This window comes from Candidatus Poribacteria bacterium (assembly GCA_021295715.1).
GTDB lineage: Bacteria > Poribacteria > WGA-4E > WGA-4E > WGA-3G > WGA-3G.
The window spans coordinates 102,476-119,740 of record JAGWBV010000005.1; the positions used below are offsets into that span (position 1 = coordinate 102,476).

At 48.7% G+C, this 17,265-nt stretch carries 15 protein-coding genes; 11 read left to right on the forward strand and 4 right to left on the reverse strand.

The genetic code is table 11. The features are described from left to right. The gene (gene moeB, locus J4G07_03035; GenBank protein MCE2412956.1) at nucleotides 1–807 is read left to right on the forward strand and encodes a molybdopterin-synthase adenylyltransferase MoeB; all 807 of its coding nucleotides are present in this window, start codon (nucleotides 1–3) and stop codon (nucleotides 805–807) included. Between the two features lie 295 nt (nucleotides 808–1,102). Further along, entirely contained in the window at nucleotides 1,103–2,317 is a 1,215-nt protein-coding gene (locus J4G07_03040; GenBank protein MCE2412957.1) for a transposase, read from the forward strand. A gap of 1,361 nt (nucleotides 2,318–3,678) precedes the next feature. Here J4G07_03040 and J4G07_03045 read toward each other — a convergent pair. Both J4G07_03045 and J4G07_03050 read right to left on the reverse strand, forming a co-directional pair. After that, nucleotides 3,679–4,587: a TIGR01777 family oxidoreductase gene (locus J4G07_03045; protein MCE2412958.1), complete on the reverse strand. Its 909-nt coding sequence runs from the start codon at nucleotides 4,585–4,587 to the stop codon at nucleotides 3,679–3,681. A gap of 18 nt (nucleotides 4,588–4,605) precedes the next feature. Next, the gene (locus J4G07_03050; GenBank protein MCE2412959.1) at nucleotides 4,606–5,334 is read right to left on the reverse strand and encodes an HAD family hydrolase; all 729 of its coding nucleotides are present in this window, start codon (nucleotides 5,332–5,334) and stop codon (nucleotides 4,606–4,608) included. 315 nt (nucleotides 5,335–5,649) lie between these two features. On the opposite strand from J4G07_03050, the gene J4G07_03055 reads away from it, so the two are divergent. The 9 genes from J4G07_03055 to guaA all read left to right on the forward strand — a co-directional run bounded on the left by J4G07_03055 (nucleotide 5,650) and on the right by guaA (nucleotide 15,810). Further along, on the forward strand, nucleotides 5,650–7,134 hold the full coding sequence (locus J4G07_03055; protein ID MCE2412960.1) for a HAMP domain-containing histidine kinase: 1,485 nt from the start codon (nucleotides 5,650–5,652) through the stop codon (nucleotides 7,132–7,134). Between the two features lie 127 nt (nucleotides 7,135–7,261). After that, a complete protein-coding gene (locus tag J4G07_03060) occupies nucleotides 7,262–8,830 on the forward strand; it encodes a PglZ domain-containing protein (GenBank protein MCE2412961.1) in 1,569 nt (522 codons plus the stop codon). Nucleotides 8,831–9,156: 326 nt separating this feature from the next. Further along, nucleotides 9,157–10,740: an Rne/Rng family ribonuclease gene (locus tag J4G07_03065; protein ID MCE2412962.1), complete on the forward strand. Its 1,584-nt coding sequence runs from the start codon at nucleotides 9,157–9,159 to the stop codon at nucleotides 10,738–10,740. A 219-nt stretch (nucleotides 10,741–10,959) separates the two neighbouring features. Further along, a complete protein-coding gene (gene rplU, locus J4G07_03070; protein ID MCE2412963.1) occupies nucleotides 10,960–11,298 on the forward strand; it encodes a 50S ribosomal protein L21 in 339 nt (112 codons plus the stop codon). Beyond that, entirely contained in the window at nucleotides 11,288–11,554 is a 267-nt protein-coding gene (gene rpmA, locus J4G07_03075) for a 50S ribosomal protein L27 (GenBank protein MCE2412964.1), read from the forward strand. The genes rplU and rpmA overlap by 11 nt, the downstream gene beginning before the upstream one ends. A gap of 173 nt (nucleotides 11,555–11,727) precedes the next feature. Then, nucleotides 11,728–12,132: a DUF4398 domain-containing protein gene (locus tag J4G07_03080; GenBank protein ID MCE2412965.1), complete on the forward strand. Its 405-nt coding sequence runs from the start codon at nucleotides 11,728–11,730 to the stop codon at nucleotides 12,130–12,132. Nucleotides 12,133–12,270: 138 nt separating this feature from the next. Continuing rightward, a complete protein-coding gene (locus J4G07_03085) occupies nucleotides 12,271–13,899 on the forward strand; it encodes an OmpA family protein (protein MCE2412966.1) in 1,629 nt (542 codons plus the stop codon). Between the two features lie 6 nt (nucleotides 13,900–13,905). Next, entirely contained in the window at nucleotides 13,906–14,220 is a 315-nt protein-coding gene (locus J4G07_03090; protein MCE2412967.1) for a hypothetical protein, read from the forward strand. A 12-nt stretch (nucleotides 14,221–14,232) separates the two neighbouring features. After that, nucleotides 14,233–15,810, forward strand: a complete 1,578-nt coding sequence (gene guaA / locus J4G07_03095) for a glutamine-hydrolyzing GMP synthase (protein ID MCE2412968.1) — start codon at nucleotides 14,233–14,235, stop codon at nucleotides 15,808–15,810. A gap of 7 nt (nucleotides 15,811–15,817) precedes the next feature. Here the strand turns inward: guaA and J4G07_03100 are convergent, their stop codons facing one another. Beyond that, complete coding sequence (locus J4G07_03100; GenBank protein ID MCE2412969.1) at nucleotides 15,818–16,999, reverse strand: alanine--glyoxylate aminotransferase family protein; 1,182 nt, start codon at nucleotides 16,997–16,999, stop codon at nucleotides 15,818–15,820. A 3-nt stretch (nucleotides 17,000–17,002) separates the two neighbouring features. Further along, the gene (locus tag J4G07_03105) at nucleotides 17,003–17,164 is read right to left on the reverse strand and encodes a hypothetical protein (GenBank protein MCE2412970.1); all 162 of its coding nucleotides are present in this window, start codon (nucleotides 17,162–17,164) and stop codon (nucleotides 17,003–17,005) included. Between the last annotated feature and the right edge of the window lie 101 nt (nucleotides 17,165–17,265).

Genomic DNA, 17,265 nt, shown 5'->3' on the forward strand with positions numbered 1-17,265 from the left:
ATGTTTAACTTCAGCAACGAACAAATTGAACGCTACAGCCGACATATTATTCTCAAAGAGGTCGGTGGAATGGGGCAGACGCGGTTGCTTGAATCGAAAGTGCTACTCATCGGGGCAGGCGGACTCGGCTCCCCTATTGGAATGTACCTCGCAGCGGCAGGGGTCGGCACGCTCGGCATCATTGACGACGATGTTGTCGATCTCAGTAATTTGCAACGTCAAATCTTGCACGGCATCAGCGATATCGGCGTTCCGAAGACGAAATCCGCAGAAGCCACTATCGCAGAGATGAACCCAGATGTCAAGGTCATTCCCCACAACGAACGTATCAATTCGGAAAACGCTTTTGGGATATTAGAGCAGTATGACCTGATTGTAGATGGGTGCGACAACTTTCCGACCCGTTATCTTCTCAACGATGCGTCTGTTATGCTTGGTAAACCGATTGTGCACGGTAGCATTTCCCAGTTTGAAGGACAGGTCACCGTCCTTTATCCGGGTAAAGGACCGTGTTATCGATGTATCTTTTCCGAACCGCCCCCCCCAGGGATGGCACCGAGTTGCCAAGAAGCAGGTGTCTTGGGTGTGTTACCCGGCATTATCGGCACAATTCAAGCCGTTGAAGCACTTAAAGTCCTGCTGGATATCGGTGAACCGCTCATCGGGCACCTTCTGCTTTTCGACGCGTTATCGATGGAGTTCAACAGGCTAAAACTCCGCCAAAATAGTGATTGTCCGATGTGTGGTGAAAATCCCACTATCCATGAATTGATTGATTACGAGGAATTTTGTGAGGTACGTTGGTAATCCGAGGGATTTTGTTGTAGGGCGAGGTCTCTGTGCCTCGCCTATTTTGTATTAAGGAACTTTTACGGATTTTCATCAAAAATTACGGATTGGAAACCCCCTACTTTAGTGGGGGGAGGAAAATCCGCCCTCGTGTGTGAGACCAAGGCGTTTTTTTTGAAAAAAACCCTTGACATTTTTAGTAAAATATGGTTTAATAGATGTATCACACAGGCAGACATAACGAGCGTAATCGCAAGATTACGTGTCTGCCTACCCACTCGTTAGGGGTTAAAAGTGTGATGTGTGACAGACCATGAAACAAACGTTTAAATACCGTGCGTATCCGACGAAAACAGAGGAACGTTGGCTTTTTTCGGAGTTGCGTCACCAAAAGCAGTTGCAGAACTATATGCTCCAAATGCGTTCGCAGATGTGGGAGTATGGTCGCAAATCTGTGTCGATGTATGACCAGATCCACCATCTGAAAGACCTCCGTGCTGCGACGTCGCACTATTCCGATCACTCCCAGGACCTGCAGGTGTCTACGATCAAACGTGTCAACGCTGCGTATGAGCATTTCCAACGCCGGTGTCGCGAAGGTGCGGAGAAAAAGGGGTATCCGCGATATAAGCGTTCTGTCCGTTCGCTGACGTGGAACTTGCGAAAATACAAACTCAAGACGGGTGAACGTGTCCGTCAGAATCCCATCCGTGAAACAGGCAAAAGACACAACATGTTGAAAGTCCCGCAACTCGGTGAAGTCAAGATCCGCCAACACCGTCGGCTCATCGGAGACCCGAAAGAGGTCACGTTGAAAAAGACGGCACGCGGTTGGTATGTCTTTATCGTTTGTGAAGTGCCGGAGACGCTGAAATGTGTTCCAAAGTCTGCTTGTGGTGTAGACGTTGGGACAGACAACTTTCTGACTACTTCTGAGGGTGAAAAAGAGGAGAACCCGCGCTTTTATCGCCAAGCGGAGCAGAAGTTGATACGCTTGCATCGCGACCTTTCGCGTAAGCGATACCGGAGTAAACGCTGGTATAAGGCAAAGGACGCATTGGCGAAGCAGGCAGATATTGTTGCGTGTCAACGCCTTGACTTTCTCGCGAAAACAGCGTATAAACTTTTTCACCACAAAGATTTCGATGCCGTTGTTGCCGAGAAACTCAAACCGAGCAATATGGTCAAGAACAGACACCTTGCGAAGTCGATCTCTGACGCGTCTTGGGGTCTGTTCTTTGAGTGGTGCAGTTGGGTCGCAAAGCGCGATGGTAAGCATTTCCATCAAGTGCCACCCCACCATACGAGTCAAACCTGTTCGCAATGCTGTCAGAAATCGCCTATTAAACTGAAGTTGTCTGAGCGTGTGTTCCATTGTCAGTTCTGTGGGTTGAAACTCGACCGCGACCACAACGCGGCTCTGAACATTTTACACAGGGCGGAAACTTGCGCCCTTCGTGGAGAGGTCTGGGATACCATCCTCTGTGAAACGAGAAACCCGTTATTACAACAGGCTTGTTGGAGTTAGCGGGGGGTACTTGACGGCTATAGGCTATCGCGGATTTCATGTGTTTCAACGCCTCGTGAATCTGAGGAAGTTCCTCAAATCCGTAGGATATACGGAACTGTCGTTTCCCGACCTCGATCATCTCGCCATCTGGATGAACACAATGTTCACCGGGAATGTAAATCACTTTCGGATGTTGAGAACTCGGTGGTCCATCGACCTTTTCCTGTCCAGTTGTTCGCGTCAAAAACTTGAAAAAATCTGAGGTCGTATCTGTTGTGACATTCGCCAGCGTTAAGTAGTAGTAGAATCCAGCACTCCCACCCCGGCACTCCTGAACATTATCCCCCAGTAATTCTGCTATCCACGCTTTGACCTGTTTTGCCTTCTGGTGATACCCGTTATTAACCTTTTGGATTTGTGCTTCTATACCGTGGTCGAGCAAGTAACTCGCAATTTCTTGATTGATTAACGGGGCACTGAAACCGATGTCGCTTGTGCGTTGGATAACACTGTCGAGAAATGGACCTTTCGGACCGATGAGATAACCGATGCGTAACCCAGGGGCGAGGATCTTTGACAATGTGCCAATTTCATAGACAATGCCGAGTGTATCGTAACAGAGTGCAGACGCCAAAGGTTCAACGGTGCTATCATGTGTGAGGTCGCGATAGGCGTTGTCGAAAAAAATGGGAATTTTTCGTCCGACTTCGTATGAAAGTCGAGTAACAATATCAACGAGTTCTCTCTTGCGGTTATTGGATAGGATTGTGCAGGTCGGATTGTTAACCGTTACGACGTAGAAGAAACGGATAGCCTGTTTTTCGTTGCCGAGCGTCCTGAGTTTCATCCGCAAACATTCAGCATTAAGTCCTTCGTCATCTTCAGGTATCGCGATAACGCTGAAACCTTTCCTCGCCAAGTCATTGCAGTAGATATAATACATCGGATCCGCGGTCAGCACAATACCAGCAGGAAGTAGGTGGGTGATACTCTCTAACAAACTCGTCGCGCCGTTCGCCCCGATAACAATGTCCCGACTGTTTAGGGTCTGTTCAGTGATTCCACCAATCCGATTCTCAATATGGAACCTCTTGAGCGACGCAATCAGGTTCGGTGAACCTTGTGCCCCGCCGTAATTGAGAGAAGCGCGGTATTTTTTGGGGTGCGCGAGAACTGCTTCGCAGGCGTGTTGAATCTGCTGATGCGGAATCGTCCGTTCATTGACGTATCCGACACCGAGGTTGATGTCGCGTCCGTCTCGAAAACCGACAGCAAAATCGGTCATCAGTTGATTAACTGGGGAGGGTATACTTGAGGCTTTTCCGTAATCAGAAAGCAGAACGTCTCGGATTTTCATATTTCGTGGGGATTCTGCGCTTCTATAGTAGGTCTCTCAAAGCGGATTCAAGCGTTCGGTGACGGAATTCATAGCCGCTGACTTCCGTTTTCTCTGGAAGTACGTTCTGACTCAACACAACGAAATCCGCAAATTCGCCCATCATCAACCGCAAGCCGAACGTTGGGACTGGAAACAGAGTGGGTCGCCGTAGCACAGTGCCGAGCGTCTTCGTGAATTCCACATTTCTGACAGGGACAGGTGCAGTCGCGTTCAGAGGACCCCGAATCTCTTCATTCTCTAAGGCGTGTATCACGATACCAACTACATCGTCGACATGAATCCAAGACATCCACTGTCGACCACTGCCAAGTATACCACCGACTCCCATTTTAAAGGGCGTAAGCACCTGTGTTAGCAACCCACCGCCTAACCCAAGCACAAGCCCAATACGGACCATGACCACCCGAATTCCAAGCGCATCCGCTTTCTGTGCCTCTGTTTCCCATTCTTGACAGACTTTGGCGAGAAAGTCGGTCCCAGGGGCGGACACCTCCGTAAAATGTTCATCGCCACTGTTACCGTAGTATCCGATTGCAGAAGCACAGACAAGCACATCGGGTTTTGTGGGCAGCTCTGCAAACGATTCAACGAGATTTCGTGTCGAGAGGATTCGGCTATCCCGTATCCGCCGTTTTTTTTCGGCGTTCCATCTACCGGCGATGGTTTCACCCGCCAGGTGAACAACTGCTTTCACATCTGATGTAGCTTCTGAAGGGAGTTTTTCGGTTTCAGGGCTCCAACCGTATGCCGCTCTTACGGATTTCAATTTCGTTTGTGCACGTGTCGGATTGCGGGATAATACATGCACGGTATCGCCCCGTTCGTGGAGGGCAGTGCAAACTCGACTGCCAATGAATCCGGTGCCACCGGAGACCAATACGTTTGCCATTTTTTCTCCTTGCGTTACCTATGATGACAACTCAGTGATGACGGCCTCTAATTTCCGGTAGTCGTCAACAACAGCATCACTCAGCGTGTCGTCTCCTTCTCCTTTATTGAAGCCTGCGAAACGAATCGCTTTCATCCCCGCATTTTTCGCGCCGACAATATCCGTTCGGAAAATATCGCCGATGTGCACCGCTGCAGCGGGTTCAGCGTCCAGTTGTGCTAAAGTTGAATGGAATTGTACCACTTGGGGTTTTGTATAATCCGTTTCGTCGGAGAATGTGAAAGCTGCAAAGTATTGTAAAATGCCGTCACGCGCCATCAGTTTTCGAGCAAAACTGCCGGGCGTTAGTGCTGAGTCTGATATGATTCCAAGCGGATAACTTTCACTCAACCGAGCAATGACCGGTTTAACATGAGGTATCATAATCGGCGGTGCTTCCAAGAAAGCCGCGCCAAGACATTCAATTAACTGGTCAAACTCTTCCTCCACAAGTTGAAGGCGAAGCACCTCAGCGAACCGATGCAGGCACCGTTTCACGGAGATCCCTTTATGTTGATGCCATAGAGATGCGACCAAGTTGTATGCCTCTTCGAGTCCGAATTCCACGTCAGCCAATGTGCAAGCACAGCCACGACTGCCAAGATACGCATAGCAGTGCTCAACACGTATTGCTTGACGCTTTTGCCAGTTGCTGTCAGAATCTTCATAAAGGGTTTGCCAAAAATCGAATGTAATAGCCTTAATCATCACGTGTTTCCATTTCTAATTAGTATTCCATTTCACTGTAGAAGCGACTCATATTACAAAGCATAATCTATTCTATCCGATTTAGTTAAAAAAATCAAGTGAGATGTGGTTTTATTGGGAATATTCAGTTTTCGTTTTTCTGTAAATTTCGCTTTCTCCAAAGGAAACAGACTCTCCAGAAAAATCGGTACATAACGCGCGTGAATCAAAATAGACTTGCAATTCCCTTTCAAAAGTGATACCATAATTAGTATGTAGACAATCAATAGGCAAATAGATTGCGTCCGATGTGTGCGGAGGAATACGAAGTTGCGGTTGAATCGTCGAATTATCCCTGGGTATACGACCACCCGTTTAATACTCGTTTACTTCATCGTCGGCTTGGGCGCGTTGGTATTTGGGTTCTTTCATTATACCCAACAGATTTCTCGGCTGAATACGGATATAGAAGCCCAAATAGACCTTTTTGCGGATCTCGCAGCGGAAATCCCCGGCGTGGAAAACCGCGGGTTGCAACAGAAATTAATCGCGATCGTCAAAAAGTCATTCGCTGAAGACAGATCACGCACATTCTCGTTTATCATCACAGATGTACACGGAAACGTTTTAATTACGCGAGGTGTTGACCAACTCTTAGACGCAAAGATCGATAGTTTGGATATCAATGTCAACGAAAATGAGGAAATCTCGTTAACACAAGATGATCGCGCTTTACTACAGTCAACATTAGCGCGGATGAAAAAAAAACATCTACCTCGTGAAATACACATGCTCCTTGAAGACAGGCAGTTAAAGGGGTATATTTACTATGGGGATGCCGCGCCCAGTGAAATGGCAGATATGCCTTTTGTGATGACCGATACCACTGGCACACCTCAGAAATGGCAAATATGGGGCGATGTTATTACTGCGGATCAGGCAACTGCGGAGGAACAGGAACGAGCGAAAATTTTCATTCAGAACGCACCAGCATCCTCGGTGATTGAAACAACACCCGAATGGCACAAAGGCTACTTTTATTATGAAAGTAAGTCATATTATGGGTTAGTAGTGCCTCTCATAGCGCCGGTGATCTTATTGGCATTTGGAACTGTCTGTTTCCTTGTCTATCAACGGATAAAGTCTTATGAACACTCGGCAATCTGGGGCGGCTTAGCCAAAGAGACCGCGCATCAACTCGGAACACCTATCTCGTCGCTGTTGGCATGGGCGGAGCTGCTACATGAGCGAGGTAAAGAGAAAAATGATGCAGCACTTGCTGAACTCTCCGAAAGTATGAGAAATGATCTGGAGCGTTTGCAGAAAACGACGGCGCGCTTCGGTATGATCGGCACGCAGCCACCCCTTACCGAAGTGAATATGGATGAAGTATTTGAAGATGTCCGAGCTTATTTTGAAAAACGGCTGCCGCATATTAGTCGACGCGTTGAAATCCGATTGAGACTACATGAAACACCGCCTATACTCGCAAACGCGCAATTACTGCACTGGGTGTTTGAAAACTTAATTCGTAATTCGTTGGATGCAATGGACAAAGCGGACGGATGGATCCAAATTGAACCAACGCATGACAAACGACACGGCGCTGTTGTTATCAAGTATGTCGACAATGGAAGCGGGATCACCCGCGAAAATCAGCGAAAGATATTTGAACCCGGGGTGTCTACCAAGGCACACGGATGGGGACTCGGATTGACTGTCGTGCAGCGGATCATCCGTGAGTACCATCACGGGAGCATCCGCATGATTAAAACGAGTCCTGACGGAACAACTTTTGAGATTCGACTGCCAGTTGCATAACCCGCATTAATGGACGGTGTAGGCGAAGTAATTACCTGTGCATTTTTCCTGAGTCCGCCGAAGTGAAACTTTCACCCTCGTTAATTGGGCAGTATACCGCACCTGAGCAGATTTTGAAAACGTACGTATGTCACAAACACACCAAATCTTATGGATTGATGATGAAATAGAAGCGTTGCAACCGCATATTCTTGTGCTACGCGACCGAGGCTACGCGGTCACGCCCGTGACAAATGGCGAAGACGGCATCGCGCTTTTAACGCGCGGTGATACGCAGTACAGTGCTATCCTACTTGACCAGGTGATGCCCGGTAAAGATGGAATGGCAACGCTCGATGCAATCCGCTCCATCAACACACAAATCCCAGTCATTCTCGTCACCCAATCCAGCGATGAACAATTTGTTGAGGTCGCTCTTGGCAAGCAGATAACCGATTTCTTGGTGAAACCGATCGGTGTCGCCCAGATCGTCTCAACATTAAAACGCGTCCTTGATCAGCCGCAGATAGTCGTAAATCAGATTCCGAGCCGCTATACAGCTGATTTCAATACTATCCGCGCAATGAAGGAGGCGTCACCGACTTGGCAAGACTGGGTCAATATCTATGTGAAACTCTTACAATGGGATCTGGTATCTGAAAAGTTAGCCGAGGGTGGGTTAGAGGAAACACATCTCGCACAGAAGAAAGAGTGCAATACCGAATTCTCTGACTTTGTCGCGACACATTACCCAGATTGGGTCGCAGGTAGTTCAGACGCGCCGCCCTTATCGGTCAACGTTCTCGATCAGCATGTTATCCCTCAACTTCAATCTGGAAAATCTGTTTATTTTATTGTGGTTGACTGCTTCCGCTTAGACCATTGGTTGGCAGTTGAATCACTCTTGTACCCGTATTTCTCTATCGAACGTCAATATAGTTTTTCAATCCTACCGAGTGCGACAATGTACGCACGAAATGCCCTCTTTAGCGGTTTGTTCCCAATAGAGATTGCCGAACGCTATCCAGAATACTGGCAGGAAGAATCTGATGGGGACACAAGTACAAATCGCTACGAACGCCAGCTCCTCGAAGCACATCTGAAACGCAGAGGTGTCAAGCTGAAGCCAGGAATCCAGTACTTCAAGATTTTTGACACCCGAGGTGGCAACACCTACAAAAAGCGGGTCGCCGCGACCACGCGCGTAAGTCTCTCAGCACTGGTCGTCAATTTCATTGACATCTTGACGCATCAGCGCTCACAATCTGATGTTCTACAGCAGCTTGCACCTGATGAATCCGCTTTTCGGGCTTTGGCGCGCTCATGGTTCTCGCATTCGGTACTTTTCGATATTTTACGCATTATTGCAGCACAAAACGCAACTGTAGTCCTCACCAGCGATCACGGCTCTGTCTTCTGTAACAGAGCAACCCGCGCTTACGGTAATCGTGAGACTACCACCAGCCTCCGATTTAAAATCGGCTCTAATTTAGGATGCGAAGAGGGCGAGGCGGTGTATCTCCGAAACCCAAAGGAGTATCGACTACCGGCGGAAAATACAAGCAAGGACTACATTCTCGCGAAAGACGATTATTATTTCGTCTATCCGAACGATTTTTATAAGTATAAACGGCAGTTTCAAGGAGGGTTCCAGCACGGCGGTATCTCGATGGGTGAACTGATAACACCTGTCGTGACGTTGACACCGCGGCTGTAAGACGCAGCTTGCAAGCCCAGATGAATAGATAGTACACCACTCTATAATTTATTATATCAAGTCAAAGTTATCAGGTCCTTCGGAAAACAGCAAAGGATTGAGACACGGAAAAAGGGTCTCCCTATAGTTGACTTGGTACCACTCCCGCTGGGGGCAACCGCACACTTGCTGATTTGGCTGAAGCGTCCCATTCGGACACGCATCGCATCGCGCAGACGGAATGTAGGACGCACTTCTATGAAGCCCTCACTGCTATTGCAACGCTGCCGATTTTGACACGACAATTTAACCGAGGTGCCTCTTAAAAAAGGGCACGATAGGAGGTAATGATGGAAAAGGAGATACTTATTTCTGATGATGAGTATGAAACACGCTGTGCGGTACTTGACGAAGGGGTGCTGAATGAAATTTACATTGAACGGAAAGCAGCGACGCAAACATTGGGGAATCTCTACAAGGGACGCGTTGAGAACGTACTACCCGGAATGCAAGTAGCATTCGTTGACATTGGATTGGATCGGCATGCCTTTCTACATATTTCTGACCTCAAATATGAGCATGCTGACGAAGATGAGGACGATAATGGGAAACACAACGGAGACCGAAAATCGAGCAAAAACACCGCAGTATTGGACCTGAAGGGAAAACAATCCAAACAGACACGCGGTGGACGCGGGTTCCCATTTCTCATAAGTGACCTCATTTCAAAAAGACAGGAACTTCTCGTTCAAGTTGGCAAGGAGCCTATCGGGACAAAGGGGGCACGGGTTACCAGTAACATCACACTCCCTGGACGTTATGTCGTCTACATGCCCAATTCTTCGAATATTGGTGTCTCACGACGTATTGAATCTGCTTCCGAGAGAGACAGACTTCGTAACATGGCAAAGACAGTGAAAGCCGACGTTGAAGGCGGATTTATCATTCGTACTGCCGCTGAAGGGTTGAACGAAACCGAGTTTGCAGCCGAAATCCGATATCTTATTAATCAATGGAAACAGGTCCGCACCCGCGCAGATAAAAAATCTGCACCCAGTCTTGTCAGTAAAGACCTTAGTTTTACCAACAGGATCGTCCGGGATATGCTCACGAAAGAGGTTAAGCAACTGCTTATCGATTCAGACGCAGGGTACCAGGAAACGATGGAGTATGTCTCCTCTGTCATGCCCGATCTGAAAACTCGCGTCTCGCTCTATCGGGAAGATCCAACACTTTTTGATGCTTACGGTGTTGAACGCGCACTCAAGGAAGCACTCAGCGAGAAAATTTGGCTCAAGTGTGGAGGACATATTATCATCCAACAGACTGAAGCCATGGTCTCGATTGATGTCAACACCGGTCGATTCGTTGGAAAATCTGACCCAGATAACACGATTCTCAGTGCTAACCTTGAGGCTGTTGAGGAGGTCGTCCGCCAAATTCAATTACGGGATTTGGGAGGGATTATCGTCGTTGATTTTATTGATATGGAAGAGGTTTCGCACCGTAAACGTGTCTTTAAAATGCTACAGGAAGCACTCCGAAAGGACCGTGCCCGCACAAATATCCTCCATTTCTCAGATTTAGGGCTCGTTGAGATGACACGCCAGCGCACCCGACCAAGCCTCTCTACCCTACTGATGGAGGAGTGTCCCTACTGTGATGGACATGGCACGATTCTATCTGTCGAAACCGTCGTCATTCAGTTGCTACGTGCGATAAAGATGGCACATAAACAAACGCAGCAGTCCCAATTACGGGTTATCGCGAATGACTTTGTCGTCTCGCATATAAAGTCGAAGATGTCAAATAAATTGCGGGAACTCAAGAAGTCATTAAAATTAGATCTCATTTTGGAACCTGATGCCGACTTGCACCTCGAAGATTACCGAATCTTCGTCGGAAAAGGTGAAGAATTATTTCTTGATTAACAGGGCTTACGCTGAAAGCGAATATCGTGAGGAAAGGCTGGAAGGACGGAAGAAGGAGCGAAGGATGGGCACCCAATCTTCCACCCTTCCCGTCTTCCTATCTTCCTTGTCTTCCGATTCTGATAGAAAGGGATTTTGCGTAAATCCTATTGATTAATTGACATTGATGTCTTTTTAGGGTATAATTTAACCAGAATCAAAAAGGAGTGATATATAAAAATGTATGCAGTCTTTGCGAGCGGAGGGAAACAGCATCGGGTGGAAGTAGGAAACCTGATTGATATTGAAAAACTCGATGCAGAGGTCGGTGACAGCGTCACCTTCTCATCCGTTCTGGCTGTCGCTGGCGATGATGGTCAGTTACAAGCCGGCTCGCCCTATCTTGACAATACTTCAGTTACAGCCGAAGTGATTCAACAGGCACGCGGAAAAAAGATGGTTGTGTTCAAATCGAAACGCCGTAAAGGTTACAAACGTAAATTAGGACATCGTCAATCGTTTACACGCGTGAAAATTACCGCTATTGGCGCGGTGGAGGAACAATCTGATGGCTCATAAGAAAGGCGGCGGAAGCACTCGGAACGGACGCGATAGTATCGGAAAACGACTCGGTGTCAAAAGATTTTCCGGAAATTATGTCACCGCAGGGAGCATTCTCACCCGACAGCGTGGAACGCATATCCACCCTGGAAACAACGTTGGGGTTGGAAGGGACTATACGCTCTTCTCGAAAATTGATGGATATGTATGGTTTGAGCGAAAAGACAAATACCGCCGGAAGGTGAGTGTCTATACAGAGCGTCCTGAATTTTAGCGGATTTACCCGTCTCAGGAATTAACGACCAGAAGCCTCGCCTTAGGGTGTTGCAACCTGCACCACTCCAAGCGAGGCTTTTTTACTCCAAAATGCCTATAGATTTGCACGCATTGTAGGGGAGGTCTTGTGCCTGCCCAACTAAACTTGGAACAGATAGGAAAATTAAAACAATGAAATGGGTGATTTGGTTCATAACACTAACAGTAGTGCTCGGATGTGGCGGACAATTACAGCAACTTGCCGTCGAAACGATGGAGAACGCTCAGGTAGCACTGACTTCTGCCAACGCGATGGGGGCACAGGAGGCTGCCGATACTCCGTTTCGCACCGCTCAAGAGATGCTTGTCACGGCTGAGAGCGCAATGGATGCTGGTGATGTAGAGCAAGCGTATCGACTCGCACTTCGCTCGTATCTTCACGCGCGAATCGCAACTGAGATCGCCATCGCGATTCGTGAGGAAGCAAACGTTCAAGAGGCACAGGCGCAGCTTACGCTCACCGAACAGAACGTCAACCAGGTCCTCCAGAGGCTTGAGGCGATGAGAGTTGAACTTGAGGCGTTACAGAAATTCTAAGAAAATCAAGTGTTGTAACTGTAGAACGACTGAACGGATAGGCAATCGGGAGTATTGGGTTTGCGTGACACGGAGGAAGTGGTTGTCGGAGAAAATCCGAACCGATAACTGACAACTATCAACATGAAATATTACGGATTGCTATTTTTAGCTACATGCATTATCGCATCCGGATGTGCTGCACCAGAGATTGATGAAGTCATCCTTGCGACGCAATTTCAAGACGCGCAGCAGGCAGTCAATGATGCAGCCGCGTTGGATGCTGAGCCTTTGGTGCCTGAGGAATACGGGCGTGCAGTGAAACTTCTGAATTTCGCTCGGAACTCGCGTGAAAAAGGGGACATCCCCCAAAGTGCTGAATTTGCGTATCAGGCAGAATTGGTCGCACAGATCGCCAACGCAAAAGCGCGGCAGCACCACGCTCGGAAAAAAGTCGTTACCATCCGAGAACAGATATACCAACAAATTATAAAGGCACACGAGCACGAACTCGAAATCGCCCGTATCCGTGAGGCAATCCTTGAGGAACAACTCGCGCGTGCTTTGAGTTCTCGCGACAAAGGGCAACAGCAAACAGAGCAACTTTCGACGGAACTCGCACATTTAAAAATATCACTACGTCAAACCGAACTGCGCTTGTCACTCATGAGCGTAGAATCACTCGTTAATGTTTCAAAATATACCTATCCGGCAATTGAAAAAACTGCTGACTACGAGCGCGCCCAGGCATCAATCGCTTCAATAGCCAGTCTCATTGTGCAAGAGGCGTTCGTTGAAGCAGCGGATGCTATCTCGGGTGCCCAGAAACTTGCTGATAACCTTTACCAGTTGGCGCAGGAAAACCAGAAGGTGGAGGCGGAAGCAAGGACGAGCGCGCACATCGCAATTACGAAGGCGGAAGTAATCATTCAGCGTGCACAATACCTCAATGCCAACCAACACGCACCAGAACAATTCCAAGAAGCAACAGCACAATTGAAGCGCGCACAACAGGAATTGGCCACCAATCGTTACGAGCAGGCGCAGCAATTTGCGCAGCGAGCACAACAAATCGCTGATGAGACAGTCATCATCGCAGAAGCTGCGGAATTTAGGCAACGCGCACAAGCGGAGTTAGATCGGCGTGCAGCGGAAGCACAACGAGCGGTTGATACGCTGAAAGCGGATCTCGCGGCACAAGCAAACACACAGGTCCCGCAGTTAGAGGCACGACTCTATGAACTTGCCAATACGGCTTATGCAAAGGCAAAGTCCGCATTAGTAAACAAGGAATATGAGACGGCTATCGCAGGTTCCATGGAGGGCAGTGATTATCTGAAACGTGCCATTGCAAACGCACAACGCATAACGTCGGCGAAGTCGGATTTACTAAAAGCAGCGAGGCAAATCCCTAAAGCCATCGTTATGGAGCAGAGGGATAGCGTCCTTATCCGTATCAGGGGCAACGCGTTTGCCCACGGCAGTACACAACTTCAAAGAGAATTTTTCGCGACGTTTGAGCAGCTCGCAAGCGTCTTACGTCGGGAGAGTTTCAGCAGTTACCCCGTCCGAATCGAGGTACACACAAGTGCCTTAGGAAATGCGAACGTCAATCGAAATGTAAGTATGGGGCGTGCGGACTCAATCAAGAGGGTGCTCGTTGAAGAACGGGTCAACGCCGAGCGCCTCACCCCTGTAGGTTTGGGAGAAAACGCGCCTCTTATTGAAGACGGTCCCAACAAAGAGGAACAGAACCGCAGGATTGATATAATTATCAAGACAAACTAAAAACTCGTGCAACACAAAGACCCTTATCTCGTCAATCAGGTCGCAATGCGTCTGTTTGGAGATAGATATATCATCATTTATGGAAATACAATTCAGTTCCACAACCACTGTTATCATCTGCGGTCCATCAGTACGTCAGGACATCCGCACCGTGGGTGCTACTACTTAGAGGACGCGAACACGGGTTTGGCGATGTCAAGCGATGTCGATTTCGCTCCTCTTGGCGCATACGGTGCTATTTTCGAGCCGCAGACGGGTGACATGATTGATTGCGAAACAGTCCCTTACAGTGAGAAAAACGACAGCCGGACGAACACATGAGGCTGCCAGTCTATGAAGAACACTAACGACAGAAACACAGCATCCACACAGCAAGAAACTATCCTCATTTTGGATTTCGGGTCGCAGTACACGCAGCTTATTGCCCGACGCATTCGTGAGCAAAACGTCTACTGCGAAATTTATCCGCATACGTTACCTCTTGCGCAGATAGAAACCATTGCACCAAAGGGAATTATTCTCAGCGGTGGACCCGCAAGCGTCTACGAGGCTGGTGCCCCAAAAATTGATCCAAAACTCTTCGAGTTGGAAACACCGATATTGGGTATCTGTTACGGTATGCAGCTTATGGCGGCACTGTTAGCAGGTGGAAAGGTCTATCCGGCGATACAACGAGAATATGGGCACGCACCTCTTCAAGTGCTTGACGCAACCGACCCACTCTTTACAGGACTTTCTTCACGGTTTTCTGCGTGGATGAGCCACGGCGATCGTATTGAGGCACCACCCGTTGGATTCCAAACAATCGCAGAAACCCAGAACGCCCCTATCGCGGCTATGGCGGATCCCGCACGCGCGTTTTACGGGTTACAATTCCATCCTGAGGTTGAACATACCGAGGATGCCGATCAGATTTTGACGAACTTCACGCGTCGTATCTGTGGGTGTTGTAACACGTGGACAATGCGTGCCTTCATCGCCCGTGCCACAGCTCAAATACAGGAACAGGTCGGAAATGAGCGCGTCCTATGTGCTGTTAGCGGCGGGATCGATTCAATGGTGCTGGCGATGCTTTTACATCAGGCGATCGGAGATGCGCTTGTACCTGTCTTTGTTGACAATGGTCTCCTCCGGAAGAACGAAGCCGCTGAAGTGCTCAAGACTTGTGAGCAACTCGGTATTCCGCTCGTCGCTATTGATGCAGTGGAGTCGTTTCTCAATGGGTTGGCGGGAGTGACGGATCCAGAAAAGAAGCGAAAGGTGATTGGGGCACAGTTTATCGAAACCTTCAAAGCGACGGTGCAAGAATTAGGACACAACTTCCGATTCCTCGCGCAGGGCACGCTCTATCCCGATGTTATAGAGAGTGTTTCTGTGAAGGGACCGTCTGCTACGATTAAAACCCACCATAATGTTGGTGGACTTCCATCCGACATGCCGTTTGAACTGCTTGAGCCTTTTAGGGAACTTTTCAAAGACGAAGTGCGGGCAGTTGGAGCAGAACTAAACGTGCCGGCGTATGTCCTTGGACGACACCCATTTCCGGGACCGGGGCTCGCTGTTCGGATTTTGGGCGAGGTTACGCCTGAACGTTTAGAGGTGCTTCGTTCAGCAGACGCTATCTTTATCTCTGAAATCAGAAAAGCGGGGTTATACGACGAAATTTGGCAGGCTTTGGCTGTTCTTTTGCCTGTCAAAAGCGTTGGCGTGATGGGCGACGCGCGGACGTATGAAAACACAGTCGCGCTCCGCGCCGTCACGAGTAGTGATGCAATGACAGCAGATTGGGCACGTATACCGACCGATGTACTCGCCAGAATCTCCAACCGTATCATCAATGAAGTACAAGGCATCAACCGTGTGGTCTACGATATTAGTTCAAAACCGCCCAGCACGATTGAATGGGAATAGTTTTGCATTACGCTGTATAAACCTGTGATGCAGCGTGAACAGCCGTGCCACGCGCCACGCTGTGCCCTGACGCAATCAGAAGTTTCTCCAACGCACTCAGCACAAGCATAACGTTTCGTTCATTTGAGGATTCACCCATCAGCCCAATTCGCCACGCCTTTCCAGCAAAGATACCCAAGCCTGCACCGATTTCTATGCCGTAGTCCGTGATGAGGCGTTTCCGAATCGTCGTATCGTCTATGCCGTCAGGAATACGTAATGTAGTGAGCATCGGTGCGCGGTAGCCTTCTTCGGCTGCAGGTTGCAGACCGATCGCTTTTGCTCCGGCGAGGAGTGCGCGGGCGTTGTGCACATGCCGTTTATAGCGGACATCCAATCCCTCTTCCAAGACAACGCGCAATGCTTCCCGCAAGGCGTAGATGAGGGATATTGAAACAGTGTGATGATAACGCCGCTTTTCCTTTTCACCGTGCCAATAGTTTTCGAGGAGCGTCATATCGAGATAGAAACTCTGGATAGGCGTTTTTCGGTTCCGAATCACCGCAACGGCACGATCACTGAAACTGATCGGTGAGAGGCCGGGCGGACCGGCGAGACATTTTTGGGTACAACTATATGCAATATCAATGCCGAGAGCATCCATATCTACGGGTTGTCCTCCGAGACTGGTCACACAATCTGCGAGGAAAAGGGCACCACTTTGATGGGCAATCTCAACGGCATCTTTCAGGGGTTGCAGGATACCAGTAGAGGTCTCCCCGTGTACCAACGCAACCAATTTTGGGGTAGACACTTTCCCAACGGCTTCAGCGATTTTTTCGGCAGAGATGTGTGTGCCCCATTCCGCTTCTACCCTTGTCACCACACCACCGCATCGAGTGGCGATATCGGCTATTCGCTCGCCAAAATACCCTTTGACCCCAACAACGACACCATCACCGGGTTCGACAACGTTGGCAAGCGCGGCTTCCATGCCGGCGGTCCCCGTACCGGAGACTGGGAGCGTCAACCTGTTTTCAGTTCCAAAGACCCGGCGGAGCAGCCCAACCGTGTCATCCATCACTTGGACAAATTCGGTATCTAAATACCCCAACATCGGGGTTGTCATCGCTTTAAGAACCCGCGCGTTGGCTTCGCTCGGTCCTGGACCGAGTAGCACGCGCGGTGACACTATTAATTCATCATACACTTTTTAATTTTCCTTTTTTAATTTTTCCTTGCGGATTTTTAATTTTTCCTTGTGGTTAAATAACGTGCGTTGGGGCTTCAGTGTGCGTTCCCGAAATCCACCTGCGTGTTTTTGCTTGGGTATTTCTGCGTATTGTTGCAGGCTACCGTTTTGGTCTAATACCATTTCTGAATACTCCAACACCTTCGCTAGTGCTGTGTCACTCCTAAAATGATGGATGTGGGCAGCCACAAGGGACTGCCCCTACAGGGAAAATCCCTTCAACC